This window comes from Paenibacillus konkukensis, from assembly GCF_023523925.1.
GTDB classification, from domain to species: domain Bacteria; phylum Bacillota; class Bacilli; order Paenibacillales; family NBRC-103111; genus Paenibacillus_S; species Paenibacillus_S doosanensis.
Window position 1 is genome coordinate 741522 of sequence record NZ_CP027059.1, and the last position, 14893, is coordinate 756414.

The following is a 14893-nucleotide window of genomic DNA, read 5'->3' on the forward strand; positions in this document are numbered from 1 at the left end:
TGATATTATTGAAAAATCGTTTGATACAGCAAGTAGACGTTGAGTATGACGATGATGACGGTCACGACCCAAGCCAGCACCTTCAGCCAGCCTTTATTGGCGAATTCCCCCATCTTCTTCTTATCGCTGGTGAATTTGACCAACGGGACGACCGCAAACGACAGCTGCAGCGACAAGATGACCTGGCTCAATATGAGCAGCTTCGCCGTTCCGCTCTCTCCGGCGACGATCGTTACGATCACGGCCGGAATAATCGCGATCATCCGGGTAATGAGGCGGCGCAGCCAGCCGGGAAGCCGGATGTTCAGGAAGCCTTCCATGACTATCTGGCCGGCCAGCGTGCCGGTCAGCGTCGAGTTCTGGCCGGAGGCAAGCAGCGCTACGCCGAACAGAATGCTGCCGAGAGCCGTTCCGAGTATCGGGGTGAGCAGCTGATAGGCATCCTCGATCTCCGCTACCTCCGTCATTCCGGCCCGGTGGAACGTAGCCGCCGACAAAATGAGAATCGCCGCATTGATGAACAGAGCGAAGAACAAAGCGATCGACGAATCCCAAGTCGCATATTTGATCGCCTGGCGCTTGCCTTCTCTCGTCTGCTCGATCTGTCTCGTCTGCACGACCGACGAATGGAGGTACAAGTTATGCGGCATGACGGTCGCTCCGAGAATCCCGATGGCGATATAGAGCATCATCGGATTGGTAACAATTTCGGTCGTAGGAACAAAGCCTTTCATAATGCCGCCGATTTCCGGTTTGGAGAGAATGATCTCGGTCAGGAAGCAGCCGCCGATCGTGACGATCAGCACGATGACGAGCGTTTCGATAAACCGGAAGCCTTTGTTCTGCAGCAGCAGCACGACGAGAACGTCGACCGCGGTAATCAGCACCCCGTAGACGAGCGGTATGCCGAACAGCAGCTTCAAGGCGATGGCCGAACCGATGACCTCCGCCAAATCGCAGGCGGCAATGGCCAGCTCGCATAATATCCATAATGTGAAGGCGACGGGCTTGCTGTAATGATCCCGGCATGCCTGGGCCAAGTCTCTGCCGGTGACGATGCCGAGCTTGCCGGCCAGCGCCTGGAGCAGAACGGCCATCAGATTGGAAATCAGAATAACGGATAACAGCGAATATCCGAACAAGGAACCGCCGGCGATGTCCGTCGCCCAGTTGCCCGGGTCCATATACCCTACGGCAACCAGATAGCCGGGTCCTACAAAAGCCATAAACTTCTTGATCCACGACCCGCTCTTCGGTATTTTCAGCGAGCGGTATACTTCCGGAAGCGTAGGCTGGTTGCGCGATAATTTCCAGCCTTCTTCGGCTACATGTTTAATATGCGCTTTTTCACTCATAAGATGTCACCTCTTCTATCGTATCGGCATGCGCCGGGCTAACATTTTTGTCCTAGTGCAACATTTAAGTTGGCGAAGACCCATTCTCATGTTCATGTATATGATGCCATGAAATAAATGTTCCTATGATTCGATTGTACTCGGCTAAATATTTTTGTCAAGGGAAACATTTTGAGTGAGCGTAAACAACGCTAAGAAGCCGACCCTGCAAGGTCGGCTTTTCGTCGCCGAAGACCCGTAATCAGCGCAAAAATCGCTAGGTCTTCTGGAAATATGTTATAGGTTTGAACTTAAGACTGCAGCTTGCTTTTGGCCGCGTCGACGAGAAAATCGAACCATTCGTCGTTGTCTTCCAGCAAGTCCTCTACTTCGAGAATTTGTTCCTCGCTGCCCGATTCGTTCAGAAAATGCAGCCCGTAGCTCCAATCCCTCCCGCTCTTGCTGTATAACGTCATTTCATAAGGCAGTTTATGATCTTGTACTTGAAACTCGACTTTACCGACATACCCTTCTTCCTTGCTGTATGTCATAGCGGCTTGCAATATCGTAATCAGCGGACTCATCCTTCCATCTATCTTGACACTCTTTTCCAAGCATTTTACCACGTTGTCCCGGCAATGAAAAGCGAGCCTCCGTCATTTCTTGTCCGTAAACGTCTTGGCGGCGAGTACTTCCTCGTCTCCGGCTTGCTTGCCCCCGTACCGAACCCGCTCGTACAAGGCCAGCAGCGAAGGCGAGGCGCTTCCAGGCTTGCCGCTCCACTCCTCCACCTCGCGCCCCGTTTCCTGCGGCGTCAGATGCTTCTGAAACCGGTAGCCTCTGCGAATCGAATGTCCGAGCCAGCTGCGGTACAAGTAGCGGACCCGCTCGGCGTTATCTTGAAGCTCCTCCCACTTCGTTTTATCCGTTCCGGAAAACAGGCGCTTCCATCGCGACAGCAGCTTGCCGTTCCACTGATCCCAATCGACCAGACTCTCCACGTCATCCTCGTAACCGATCCGGCTCATCCCCTCTTCGCGTGCCTGCAGTCTCGCCGCAAGCCATGCGTATAACCTGCGAATCGCTCCGGGAATCCGCCTGACGATCAAGTAAACGAGGGCCAGCAGCGCGATGGCAAGAATGGCGCCGACCGCGTAATACATCACCTTCTCCAGCCATACCATCCAAGCCGCCGGTTCGCCAGCTCCGCCCAAATCGGCCGGCGGAGGCTTCGGCGCCGTATCCTGCTGCGCGGGAGCCTGCTCGCCATCTCGGCGCAGCAGCTGCGCCAGCAGAAACAGCAGCTGCTCTTTAAGCCATAAAAACGCATGGTACAGGCTGCGCAGCAGCAGGACGACCATGATAACGGCCATCAGCAGCACGATTAGCAGCCGGTTTTTCCACAGCATCTCCTTGGCAATGACCGGCTCCTTGCCGCCCGACAGCGTCTCCTGCTTCATATTGGACTCGTTGGAGACGAGCAGCGTCACCGCCAGCGCAATCAGTCCGGCGCAGGTCAACAACGTGCCGTAAGGCGCAAGCGCCGGTTGGAACGGAACGATCATCGCCGCGGCAAAATAGACGATCATTCCGATCACATAGAAGCTGACGGGAAAGAAATAACGCCACGGCTCCGTAACGAGCCGGATTCCTCTGTAGACGGCAATAAAGCCTAGCGGAAGCAGCGCATAAGATACGTAGGCATTCCCGAAAAACAGCCAGCAATGAGCCGCCGCGAGCAGCAGCGAAACGAAGATAAGCTGATACGAACGGGTAATCGGCAGCGCCAGACGCAGCGCGCAGCCTGCTGCATAACCCAATGGCAGCGTGCACAGCCACGCCCAGCGGACAGCCTCCGGAGCGAGGAAGACGGCGGCGATCAGCACCGGAGGCAGCGCCAATAGCAGCTCGACGCAGCCTTTGAGCGTTACCGTACCGAGTTCGCGTCCCTTCGAATTGATGTTCATGCCGATTCACCCGCTTTCCTGGCCGCGTTAGCCGCCGCTTCTTCTGCGGCTGCGCCTTCCTCTCCTGCCTCCGCCGGCTTCTTCAATAGAAACAGCTCCACGGCGTTTCCGTTGCGCCTCAGCTCGTCGATCGGCCTTTCCATCTTCTCGCTCACATAAGCCGAAATGATGAGGATATCCCGATGCCTTACGTAAGCGTCGGCCGCTTCTTCCTCCAGCAGCGTATCGAACGGGATGCTGCGGGCGACAACGACCTTGGCCATCGTCTCCAGCAGCAGCGTCAGCTGCTCCGTACCGCTGCCCGGCTCGACCCGCACCGGCTCCTTCGGGGCGTCGACGGAATAAGCGTTCGTCGCAAAGCCGGCTTCCATGCCTTGGCGAATCGCATATTCGGCGATAGCCGCCGCGCAGGACAGGCCGTACTCGAAAAGCGGCTCGTCGTTCACCTGGCTCCACATTTTCTCATGATCCTCGACGTTCAAATAAATCATTAGCCGGTGATCGGCCGTATAATCGTGCTGATGAACCTGCAGCTTGCCGCTTCGCGCCGTCGCCTTCCAGTTGACGCCGTTCAGCGGATCGCCGTACCGGTATTCGCGCACGCCGGAAATCATGAACGGATCTTCAACGATCCAGCGGCGCACGGTTATATCCCCCTGCCAGCTGTGGGACGGCAGCTGCAGCTCATCCAGCTCGGCCGGCTTCGGGTAGACGAGCAGCTCCGCATCCAGCGTCAGCTTCAGCGTGCTGCGGTGCAGGCCGAGCAGATCGCCCCAAGTGAGCGAAGCGGTGCTCAGCCTGTAGCAGCCCCGCTTTAGACAGCGTATCCGGTGACGTCTCGTAATTTGCGTATAAGGCATCAGGCTGAACAGGCTCTTATGATTTTGAAACATGGAGCCGTCGTTAATATCGAGATTGGCCTGACTGTAAAATTTCAACCCCGCATGAATCAGCGACTCCAGCCGAAGCCACGGCACCGGCAGCAGATTGCGATTGGCAATCCGTTCGATCATCTCCGCCTCTTCGCCCTCATAGCAGGCTCTCTTATTAAAATAACGGTGGTACTTGAGTCCCCGGTCGCCGAACCAGCGGAATAACAGCATCTGCAGCAGTACGATCAGAAAGCTGATAAATAGGACCCAGCCGATGCTCATTCCTGATTCACCAAATCCGATTCGGTCGGCACGGCCACCTCTTGCAGAATCGAAGCCACGATCGCTTCGGCGGCGTCATGCCGCGAGCGGAACGCGCCCCTGACGATGATCCGATGCGCGAGCACCGGTCCCGCCATCCGTTTCACATCGTCCGGAATGACGAAATCTCTGCCTCTGAGCAGGGCGTGCACCTGCGCAGCCTTCAGCAGCGCCTGGCTGCCGCGAGGGCTCACGCCGGTCGCCACATCGCCGTGCGTTCTCGTTTTCTCGACGATGCGCAGCAAATACAACATCAGCTCGTCGCTTACCGCCACTTGCGAATAGCTTCGCTGCGCCGCGGCAATGTCCGCCGCTTCGGCGACGCTTGCGATATCCTCGAGCGGATTCGAGCTCTTGAACCGCTTCAAAATATCCAATCCCTGTTCGGTCGTCGGGTATCCCATTTTCACTTTAAACAAAAAGCGGTCCAGCTGCGCTTCCGGCAGCGGGAACGTGCCTTGGTTTTCCACCGGGTTTTGCGTCGCAATGACGAGAAACGGCCGCCCCAGCTCTTTCGTCTCCCCGTCGATGCTGACCTGCCGCTCTTCCATACATTCCAGAAGGCTCGACTGCGTGCGCGGAGTCGCCCGGTTGATTTCGTCCGCCAGCAAAATGTTCGTAAACAGCGGACCCGGCCGAAACTCGAACTCGGAATGCTTCTGATTATAGTAATTGATTCCGCTTAAATCGGAAGGAAGCAAATCGGGGGTAAATTGAATGCGCTTAAAGCTGCCGTTGATCGATTTGGCCATCGCCTTGGCCAACAGCGTCTTACCGGTGCCGGGCACATCCTCCAACAAAACATGCCCCGACGCGATCATGGCAATAAGAAGCTTGTCGATGACGTCCTCTTTCCCTACTATAACTTTGTTCACGTTGCCGGCAATCGTTTGCGCCATGGATTGAATTTGACTCAGCTGCATCGGAAGTCCTCCTGCATGATGATTTATAATTAGAATAAAATTGCGGTATGCGTTCATTTTTGCAATCGCTTGCAGAACTGCCGCAAGACGCTCGCTTTTAGCGCGGCAAACCGCCTTTCTTCCGGTCAATCTAATGCCCATCATAGCATGAAATCCCATTAATATACAGACCTTTCGTTGCTCCTTCCGCCCTAAGGCGCCCGCTCCCTCCGAACGGCAAAAAGCCGTACCAAAGGAAAGCATCCGTAAGGACATCCTTCCTGGCACGGCTTTTCTTAAAGGCCAACGCCAATCAGTGTGCGGTCGGAAATACCCGTTTTACCATCTCGGCAAACTCGTTCACAAACCCGGAAACCGGCCGCCCTGCGCCGACGTCGGCGACATAGGTGTTGACGCGCTGAACAAAATCCGGATTGGTCGAAACATACACATTGTGTATGTTAGGATCGGACGATTTGACCTGCTGGGCGATTTGATTTTCCACATCCTGCGATACCTGGCGCACGGTCGTATCCTTTAAGATCGCCGCTACATAAGCGTTGTGCTGAGTGACCAGCACATTGGCGCTTTTGATGCCGGGAAGCTGGGCGATTTTTTCCGCCGCCTGATTGGCTACCATGATCCGGCTGTCTTGAATTGTAGTCGGCGACTGATTTACCGTTTGCTGGCGCGCCGTGCCGCCTTGATTCGGCGAAGGCTGGGCAGCCTGATTTTTGGCGCAGCCTGCCGCGGCTCCCGCCAGCAGCACAACGGATAATGCGCAAACCATCGATTGTTTCCTGAATTTGAACATGACGAACCCCCCTTTGTCGTTTCAAAGGATAGTATGGATCAATGCTTTCCTTCTCATGCATCCTTGCAAAATCGTCATGGGCTACCCTTAATCGGGCGGCTGTACTATACTTAAAGGTAGAACTGTCGTTTCCATTTTTATGTAAACATTGAGGTGCGTCTGATGAATATACTGAAGGTCAAAGACCGCCAAGAGCTGGACAAACGCATTCCGTCCATGCCTTGGTACGTCGAAAAATTTATTAACTACAAGCTCCCCGACCTGTCCCCTTCTTCGCTGCTGGAGTATGTCCGGGATTACGAGACGTTCTTATCCTGGCTGTTGGCCGAGGGCTTGGCCGAAGGATCGGCGATCAAGGACGTTCCCCTGGAGTCGCTGGAGAAGCTGCATATGGAGAGCATCGACAATTTCCGGATGTTTCTGGCTACGCGTACCGAAAACGCCAACAGCAAAACGACGATTTCCCGCAAGCTCTCTTCGCTTCGCTCGCTGTTCCACTATTTAAGCCAGATTGCGGAGGACGAACAATTTTATCCGCTGCTGAAGCGCAACGTTATGGCCAAGGTCGAGATCAAGCGGACGCAAAAGCCGAAGGATACGGCGGCCAAGCTGGAGGGGAAGCTGCTGCAGGAACATGAAATTTACGAATTCATGGAATACGTCCATCGCGGGTACGGAGAAGATGTCGCCAATAACAAGCAGGCGCTGTATTTTTATGAGCTGAACAAAGTGCGCGACGCCTGCATCGTCTCGCTCGTGCTGAACTCCGGGCTGCGCGTTTCCGAAGTCGTCAATCTGAATGTGGACGATCTGGATTTGAAGAAAAAGCTTGCCCATGTATACCGCAAAGGGAAAAACGACGACTCGTTTAAGACCCCGGTCTATTTCCGTAATGAAGCGATTGACGATCTGACGAGATACTTGGAGCTGCGGCAAACGCAATACAAGGCGCCGCGCAAAGAAAAAGCCCTCTTCCTTGCCATAGCCAACGGCAAAAAAGAAGGCGAACGAATGACCAAACGGGCCATACAAGAGATGGTGATCAAGTACGCCAAACGATTCGGCAAGCCGTTCTTGTCCGTACATAAGCTGCGTCACTCGTTTGCGACAGACTATTATCTCAGCAACGACTTGTATAAAACGCAAGAGCAGCTCGGGCACGCCTCGCCGGAGACGACGCAAATTTATGCGCATCTGACCGACAAGACGATGGCCGAGGCGATCGACAAGCGAAAAGAGAGCTAGGCTGCGGGCCGGCCTCTTTTTATTTTTTCCGCCAACCAAGAGCCTTGACCGGCGAACCGTCGAGCGTTTTCTTAAAATCGGCCCGCCGCAGCAGCACGACAACTTCATGTTCAATTTGTTCAAGATATAGATTTTTCATGCAAAAAGCCACCTCCTTCCCGCTTTTGCGCCGGAGCCGGGCAACGCCTAGGGCGAATATAGCTGCATCATACAATATTATAGTTGTATCGTGCAACTATATAGCTAAACAAAGATTGCAACGGCAAACAAGCCTTCCGCGCACGGAAAGCTTGTTGTATGTCGTATGGCCGCACCCGCGGTTTATAGGCCGTTCAAGCCCGCGCTGCATCGCGCGTCCGAAAGCGCGGATTATACCGACTCTTCTTGAGCGCTGTAAGCATCGGATTTGGGCGCCGTCCAGGCTGGGGAGGAAGCGCTGCGCTTGCCCGTCTTCACGTCGTACTCCAGCATTTTGCCCGCGCCGAGCGCCGTGCATTCTTGGGGCTGATCGGCCAGATGAATCGGAATTTGCGTCTCCTCCTGCAGCCTGATATCCAACCCCTTCAGGAGCGAGCCGCCGCCGCACAATATGATCCCTTGCTCCATCACGTCTCCTGCGAGCTCGGGAGGGCAATCTTCCAGCGTCGACCGGATCGTCTCCACCATTGTCACGATAAAGCCGTCCAGAAGCTTATAAATTTCCTCCGAAGTTACGGTTACCGTCTTCGGCAGTCCTTCCACCATATCCCGGCCGCGGACATCCATCCGTATTCCGGGCTCCGGCTTGATCACCGTGCCGAGGCGGATTTTGATGTCCTCGGCCGTTCTCTCCCCTATTTCAAGATTATATTCTTTCTTGACATATTCAATAATATCTTTGTCGATCGACAGCCCTCCGCGGCGGGTTGTCCGACTGGCGACGATCCCCCCGAGCGATAAAATCGCCACCTGAGACGTCCCTCCACCGATATTGAGAATCATATTTCCCATAGGCTCGTCGACCGGAAGCCCCGCGCCGAGCGCAGCGGCCAGAGGCTCTTCGATCGTGATCGCTTTATTCGAGCCTTTGTGCAGCACGGTTTCTTCCACCGCCCGCTTCTGAACGCTCGTAATGCCGCAAGGAATCGAAATGAATACTTTGGAACGGCGAAACCACGGGGCCCGTCCATGGATTTTGCGCATAAAATGCTGCAGCATCGCCGTAGACCAGTTGTAATTGGAGATGACTCCTTCCTGCAGCGGATAAATAATTTCAAGACTTCCCGGCGCACGTCCTATCATCGCCTGCGCCTCCGCGCCGAACGCCTGAATCTCTCCCGTATCCTGACGCACTGCAATGACGGACGGCTCCTGCAGCACAATGCCTTTGCCATGCTGGTATATGATCGTATTGGACGTCCCCAGATCGATACCGAATTGAAGCTCCCACGCGTTAAACATCTATAATATCCTCCGTTTCTAACAGCCGATTTGCTTTTAAACCTTCGTTTTTATATGTATCCGGCTTTGCCTAGGTTTCGCTTATGCCGCTTCTTCCCCTCGTATGAGGTGTTATATTCTTCGGCTGCAGGAGCGTTTTTTCGTGGGCATAAGCGGCGGCTGTCAACATTTGTATGGAATAACCGAGGATTATCGCTAAAAAACGGCAAAATTCTCCTCCTGCCCCGTCAAATTGTCGGCTCCGCCCGAATGTTGTAAGGAAGCCTCTACGTTAGGCTTGGCGCCGGATATTGGGCGGCCGCGAACCTTTAATATCGGAGGTGCTTACTATGAACAATGCGAGAGGTGTGCTGCATCGCAGACTGGAGCAGTGGAAATCGGCGGCGAATCAGCTGATCTCGGGGCCGGAGGAGGAAATTGAGGAGTCGGAGGCGATTGAGCTGGACCCGGCTCTATTGGAGCAGTGCCGGACGATGGCGGAAGCCCAAGGCGTCACGGTGAACGAAGCCGTACGCCAAATTGTCGAGCAATACTGGGCCCGCAAGAGCGGCGAGCTGATCGTTCCTATATCCCGCGAGCAGCTTGAACGCAATCCGCTGCTTTATTTGGACGCTCTGTCGGAGCGCAACATCAAATTGTTTGGAGAGGCCAAATATGAATACGAACCATCTTGATCAGACGAATTACGGGCAGGCCGTGTTTCTGGACCGGACTGCGTTCATGGCCTTCATGAATCCGCATGACCCATATTATTCCAAGGCGAGGACATTATTTCTTGATCTGGACGATCTGGACCGCGCTTTGGTAACGACCAATTACGTAATCTTCGATACGCATCAATGGCTAAGAAACCAATACGGCTTCCAGCAAGCGCAATTTTTTCTGGAAACGGTCGATCAGGCGGTGCATAAAGGAACGCTGGCCATCATTTCCGGCAGCCCGGAATTTGAACAGGAGTCCAAGCGGCTTCTGACCGATTGTCCGGATCTTCAGCTTTCGCTTAATGAAGCGGTCACGGCCGTAGTCATGCTTACATACCAGATCAAACGGATTTTCACTTTTAATCCGAGCTATGCGTTCCTGCCGAAATTGGATTCGGCCATTAAAATTATGCCCAGCGTGTGGTAATAGTGCGGGGTTATAGCCGAAAGGCCCGTCCAGTTCTCTTACAAGAGGACAGGACGGGCCTTTTGGCAGCTTGCGGAAACGGCCCGCCTTCCTCAAGACAGGCGAGCCGTTGGCACAGCAAATATGATCGATGTATAAGTGCTTAAGCACGAGGAGCAAGCGCTTTGGCAACAAGCGAGGCGTAATACTCCGAGCCTTCCGCCCCGAGATGCACGCCGTCCGGCTCGAAATACGATTCCTTTCCTTCGCTGGCGGCGTACCAGTCGATTAACGTCACCTTCGGATTGTCCTTCGCCGTTTCCGCCAATATATCGTTAACCTCGCTCTCCCATTTGCGCGGTACGCGGGTGTTGACCAGAATGATCTGCTGCGTATCGTCGCCGAGAGAATCGAGCAAAGATTGCAGCTGCTTCTTGCTGAACACGCCGTTCGTGCCAAGCTCGATGACGACGCGGTCTCCCAGCTTGCCGTCCGCTTTGAGCTGCTCGACGACGTCGGGGGCCTCGTGCATTTGCCGTCCGATTTTACCGTCGATGACAATGCCCGGCAGCAGCTTCTCCAGATACGGCTCGATATCGAGCATAACCGAGTCCCCTATAGCTGTAATGCCTTTTCCCGGTTGCGGCACAGGCTTCTTCCCCTCCGCGCCGGCAGCCTCCCGCCCGCGTCCGGCCGAATCGTCCGGCGCGTTCTGCTGCGGCGGGTGGCCGCCTCGGTCCGAGCCGTTCTTCTCTCCGGCAGCCGAATCGCCGTTCGTATAGACGGCGGCCGTCGTCTCGGTCGAACGGCCCGGATCGGCGCCCGCGTCCGAGCCGCCGGCCCCGCTCGCTGCGCCGCCTTCGGCCGTTTCGCCTGAGCGCGGCGAGCCCGCTTGCCCGTTCGGCGGCGGCTGCAGCGCGCCGCCGGCTTGACTATCGCCGGGCGGTTTCGCCTGCGAGGCCGCGGCTGTGGCCCCCTCCGGCGCGCCTACCGCATGAGCGGCAGACTGCGCGCCGCTGCCTTCGCCGTCCGCGCTCCCGGCCGGCGGCGGTGAGAGCGGCACCAGCTTGGCTGCGCCCCCTCCCGCCATCGCCGAGCTTGCCGTCGCATCGGAGACGCGGTCCGCCAGCCCGGCGCACAGGAAGGCCAGCAGCAGGAGCGCGCAGGCCAGAGGCGTCCAGCGCAACCCCGGCGTCCGGCGGCCTCCCTGCCGCCCGCCCGGACGCTTCCAGAGGCGGCTGAGCGCGCCGCGGCGGATCGGCTCCTCGATCAGCCTCCACGACAAGGCGGCGAGCGCTATCGACGCGGCAAGCTGCAGCGCGGCGCGAACGATGCTGACGTCGGTGCCCTGAACCGACGCCTGCGTTAATATAATGACGGGATAGTGCCAAAGATAAATCCCATAGGAGCGTACCCCCAGCCAGCGGAACGGCCCCGACCCCAGCAGCTTGCCGAGATAGCTGGCAGGATGCGCGAGCACCGCCACCAGCACGGCGGCGGCCAGCGATAACAGCACCAGCCCGCCCGGATACAAGAAGCTGTCGTATTCGTTCGTCTTCCAGACCATGACGCCGATTGCCGCAAGCGCCGCCGCGCCAACCAAGTCCAGCATCGTCCGGGTCGCGCCTTGCAGGCCCGGTTTGAAATTTTTGCTCGGCCAGACCATCGCAAGCGCCGCTCCGATCAAGAGTCCGAAAGCCCTCGTATCCGTACCGTAATAGACGCGGCTCGGATCGGTCCCCGGCTCATAAATCAGCAGCATCGCGACAGCCGAAGCGGCGGCTCCCAGCACGGTCAATCCGACCAGCTTGCCCCGGTAGGGCATAATCCGGAATAGAGCGGCGAGCAGCAGCGGCCAGAATAAATAAAACTGCTCCTCTACGGCCAATGACCATAGATGACCGAAAGGCGACGCCGGACCGAAGCTTTCGAAGTAAGACACCTTATGAAAAATCAGCCACCAGTTGCTGACGTACAGCACGCCGGCCGCGATCTCGTCCTGCAGCGAAGCAAGTCGTGCGGGAGCCGTCCATGCAAGCCACGCGCAGACGGAAGCGAGCATGACGAGCAGCGCCGGAAGCAGCCGCCGGGCCCTTCTCAGCCAGAAATCTTTCATATCGATTCGGCCCGTCATTCTCCATTGGGATGCCAACAGGTCCGTGATCAAATAACCCGATAAGACAAAAAATACGCCAACGCCCAGCAATCCGCCCGGCGCCCATTTCACATTGAGATGATACACAATAACGACCAGCACGGCGAGGGCGCGCAATCCGTCGAGGCCCGCCATGTAGCGGCCGGTCCCGTTTACCGGTTTAGGCATATGCGCGTTCCCCTTTCGGCCAGCCCCGGAAGACGTCCAATCTTTTCGCCCTGCACCTGCCCGTTCCTGCTTTTCGGTCCAATCCAATCATTCGGCTCATGTTCATTCTGTCCTTTCGCTCACTAATGATGCCAATTTTCTCAGCTGATAATACTACTATAACCAATCGCGAACCGGAAATCGTTACGAAAGGATTACATCTTGCCATGCTCTGGAATCGGGTTCCCGACCTCATCCGAACATTCGATAAATCGCTACAGAATGCGCTGCTTCGAGCCGAATCCATAAATTTACATTACACTCCTGCGGCTATCTTATTATGGATTGAAAAGCGATTCAATAGGAACTTGCGTTCCTGTTAAAAGGATAATCGGCACTTGATTCCAAACAAAAGAGGAGGTATAATAAAATCGTAATAACTATAAAAACTATTTTTGTTTTATTAGTTTCCGCAGTTTTTTCGACTATTCCAAAACATCTCGATCATCTTTTGGGGGATTGATAATGAAAGATCGAATCATGAGAGCTTTTATAGAAGAAATTCATGACAAGGGCATCAAATTCACTATGGACGATTTAGCCCGCCGTCTTGGAATCAGCAAACGCACCTTATACGAGCATTTTTCTTCCAAAGCGGAACTGCTGGAAGCCATTATCGCGCAGACGCTGGAGGAAGCGGATGAGAAGACGGAGAAGATCGTCAGCGACCCCGGCCTATCCTTAATGGATAAGATCAAAGGAGTCATGACGGTACTGCCTAATCATTATGAGCTGTACGACTTGCGGATTCTCGAGCAAATGAAGCGGTATTACCCCGAGCAATGGGTGAAGATCGACTCGGCCTTGAAGGACGACTGGAACATGCTGCGCGATCTCATCGAGCAGGGAATGCAGGAAGGGCTGATCATCAAGCAAAACTTGTCGCTTGTGATGAAGCTGATTGTGGATGCAACGAATGCAACTTTGGATCAGCGATTTTTTATGAAAAATAATATCACCGTCACGGAAGCGCTCGCCTCCATCGTGGAAGTGCTGCTGTTCGGACTGGTGCCAAGGGATCAATAGATCAGGATAAACGGTGCTGCCTTTTATTCTTTTCTTTTGCCCTTGGAAACTAAAAAAACATTATTAGTTTTATTAGTGACAGACAAAAGAAACGGAAAACGAGGAGAACATCATGTCCATGATTAAAAAAATGAGCAAAACCCAATGGATCGGCCTAAGCTTGGCCATATCCATCTTGTTTATCGAAATGCTGTTGTACAGTTTGTTAATTCCGATTATTCCTTATTTCAACGGGCTCTTTCATCCGTCTTCCACGATGATGGGAATCTTGTTCAGCAGTTATGCGGCCGCCCTGCTTCTGGCTACCCCGTGGTTCGGATGGCTGTCGGACCGCATCGGACGTAAACTGCCGATTATTCTCGGCCTCGCGGGGCTCGGCATAGCGACTTGCCTATTCGCCTTCGCCGGCAATATGGCGATGCTGATTGCGGCCCGCTTCGTGCAGGGAGCCGCCGCTGCGGCAGCCTGGACCGCCGTGCTCGCCATGCTCGCCGACCTCTTCCCCGGCAAATCGCGGGGGGCCGCGATGGGGATCGCCTTGACCGGGATCTCCACCGGTTCCATGCTCGGGGCTCCAATCGGCGGCTGGCTGTTCGAGGCGGGCGGCTTCCGGGCGCCGTTCTTTTGCGCCGCCGCTCTCATCGCCGCAGTGATCGTCATCTCTGTCCTGTTCCTGAAGGAATCGATGTCCGCCAAAACCGAAGCGAAAGCCGGCGGCGGCATGATTCCCCTGCTGCGCAACCGTTCCGTTCTGCTGATCGCCTGCGTCGTCCTGCTTGCCGAAATTACGCTCACGCTGCTCGAACCGATTCTTCCCGGTTATATCACGGAGCGGCTTACGGTTACGCCTCTAGGCATAGGGCTTATGTTCGGCGCCATGACGCTGGCCTACGGTCTGATCGCTCCGTTCTCAGGGGCTCTCGCCACGCGCTTCAATCCGTACGTCATTATGCTCAGCGGCTTGACCGGCCTAGCGGTCGCCATGCCGCTGCTCGTAGCGTCCGACTCGATCGTGCTGGAGCTTGCGGGCATGATTCTCGTCGGCGCTTTGGTCGGCTTCACCCTATCGCCGACGCTTCCTACGTTGGGCGGCATCGTCGATCAGGGCGGGGACAGCGGCGAATACGGGACGGCCTACGCCTTATTTAATATGTTCCACGCCGTCGGAATGATTATCGGACCGCTCGTAGGCGGAGTCTTGACCGATCTGCTGACCGTACCGGCGGCAGTCGTCGCGGTGAGCGTCGTGATCGTCTCCTGCGCGCTTATGCTATTCGGCGTGCTCAAGACTATGAACAAAAGAAAATGGAGCGCCGTGGGCAAAGAAAACGGGATGCAAGGTTGATACGCCGCCGCTTCGCGCGACCATGACGGTAATCCCGCGGACAAAAGGAAACCCAACCCAACGCCTTAGCGCCGGATTGGGTTCGTATCCCGCATATCCCTTCGTGTTACGGAGCCCTCACAGCTTCATGGATAGCTTAGCCCCGCACAGCGGGGCTA

13 protein-coding genes are annotated in these 14893 nt (G+C 55.5%); 5 read left to right on the top strand and 8 right to left on the bottom strand.

The genetic code is table 11. The features are described from left to right. Window positions 1-5: 5 nt before the first annotated feature. The 6 genes from SK3146_RS03160 to SK3146_RS03185 all read right to left on the bottom strand — a co-directional run bounded on the left by SK3146_RS03160 (window position 6) and on the right by SK3146_RS03185 (window position 6210). A complete protein-coding gene (locus SK3146_RS03160) occupies window positions 6-1355 on the bottom strand; it encodes an Nramp family divalent metal transporter (RefSeq protein WP_249863706.1) in 1350 nt (449 codons plus the stop codon). Between the two features lie 290 nt (window positions 1356-1645). After that, complete coding sequence (locus tag SK3146_RS03165) at window positions 1646-1918, bottom strand: hypothetical protein (RefSeq protein WP_249863707.1); 273 nt, start codon at window positions 1916-1918, stop codon at window positions 1646-1648. Window positions 1919-1990: 72 nt separating this feature from the next. Beyond that, entirely contained in the window at window positions 1991-3301 is a 1311-nt protein-coding gene (locus SK3146_RS03170; RefSeq protein ID WP_249863708.1) for a DUF4129 domain-containing protein, read from the bottom strand. Further along, window positions 3298-4455, bottom strand: a complete 1158-nt coding sequence (locus SK3146_RS03175; protein WP_249863709.1) for a DUF58 domain-containing protein — start codon at window positions 4453-4455, stop codon at window positions 3298-3300. Before SK3146_RS03175 ends, SK3146_RS03170 begins: the two co-directional genes overlap by 4 nt. Further along, a complete protein-coding gene (locus SK3146_RS03180; protein ID WP_249863710.1) occupies window positions 4452-5417 on the bottom strand; it encodes an AAA family ATPase in 966 nt (321 codons plus the stop codon). The genes SK3146_RS03175 and SK3146_RS03180 overlap by 4 nt, the downstream gene beginning before the upstream one ends. A gap of 292 nt (window positions 5418-5709) precedes the next feature. Next, the gene (locus tag SK3146_RS03185) at window positions 5710-6210 is read right to left on the bottom strand and encodes a YhcN/YlaJ family sporulation lipoprotein (protein WP_249863711.1); all 501 of its coding nucleotides are present in this window, start codon (window positions 6208-6210) and stop codon (window positions 5710-5712) included. Between the two features lie 162 nt (window positions 6211-6372). Between SK3146_RS03185 and xerS the strand changes: the two genes are divergently transcribed. Then, window positions 6373-7455: a tyrosine recombinase XerS gene (gene xerS / locus SK3146_RS03190; protein WP_249863712.1), complete on the top strand. Its 1083-nt coding sequence runs from the start codon at window positions 6373-6375 to the stop codon at window positions 7453-7455. A 369-nt stretch (window positions 7456-7824) separates the two neighbouring features. On the opposite strand, the gene SK3146_RS03195 is transcribed toward xerS, so the two are convergent. Further along, window positions 7825-8895 (bottom strand): rod shape-determining protein, encoded by a 1071-nt coding sequence (locus tag SK3146_RS03195; protein ID WP_249863713.1) that lies wholly within the window; start codon window positions 8893-8895, stop codon window positions 7825-7827. Between the two features lie 329 nt (window positions 8896-9224). On the opposite strand from SK3146_RS03195, the gene SK3146_RS03200 reads away from it, so the two are divergent. Further along, window positions 9225-9569, top strand: coding sequence for a hypothetical protein (locus SK3146_RS03200; RefSeq protein WP_249863714.1), 345 nt, complete (start codon window positions 9225-9227; stop codon window positions 9567-9569). Further along, a complete protein-coding gene (locus SK3146_RS03205) occupies window positions 9550-10023 on the top strand; it encodes a type II toxin-antitoxin system VapC family toxin (protein WP_249863715.1) in 474 nt (157 codons plus the stop codon). Before SK3146_RS03200 ends, SK3146_RS03205 begins: the two co-directional genes overlap by 20 nt. Window positions 10024-10165: 142 nt before the next feature. Here the strand turns inward: SK3146_RS03205 and SK3146_RS03210 are convergent, their stop codons facing one another. Next, window positions 10166-12325 carry an acyltransferase family protein gene (locus tag SK3146_RS03210; protein ID WP_249863716.1) on the bottom strand — a complete coding sequence of 720 codons (2160 nt, stop codon included), beginning with the start codon at window positions 12323-12325 and terminating at the stop codon, window positions 10166-10168. Window positions 12326-12829: 504 nt separating this feature from the next. On the opposite strand from SK3146_RS03210, the gene SK3146_RS03215 reads away from it, so the two are divergent. Beyond that, window positions 12830-13390, top strand: coding sequence for a TetR/AcrR family transcriptional regulator (locus tag SK3146_RS03215; RefSeq protein ID WP_249863717.1), 561 nt, complete (start codon window positions 12830-12832; stop codon window positions 13388-13390). 112 nt (window positions 13391-13502) lie between these two features. After that, window positions 13503-14735, top strand: a complete 1233-nt coding sequence (locus tag SK3146_RS03220) for an MFS transporter (protein ID WP_249863718.1) — start codon at window positions 13503-13505, stop codon at window positions 14733-14735. Window positions 14736-14893 lie beyond the last annotated feature (158 nt).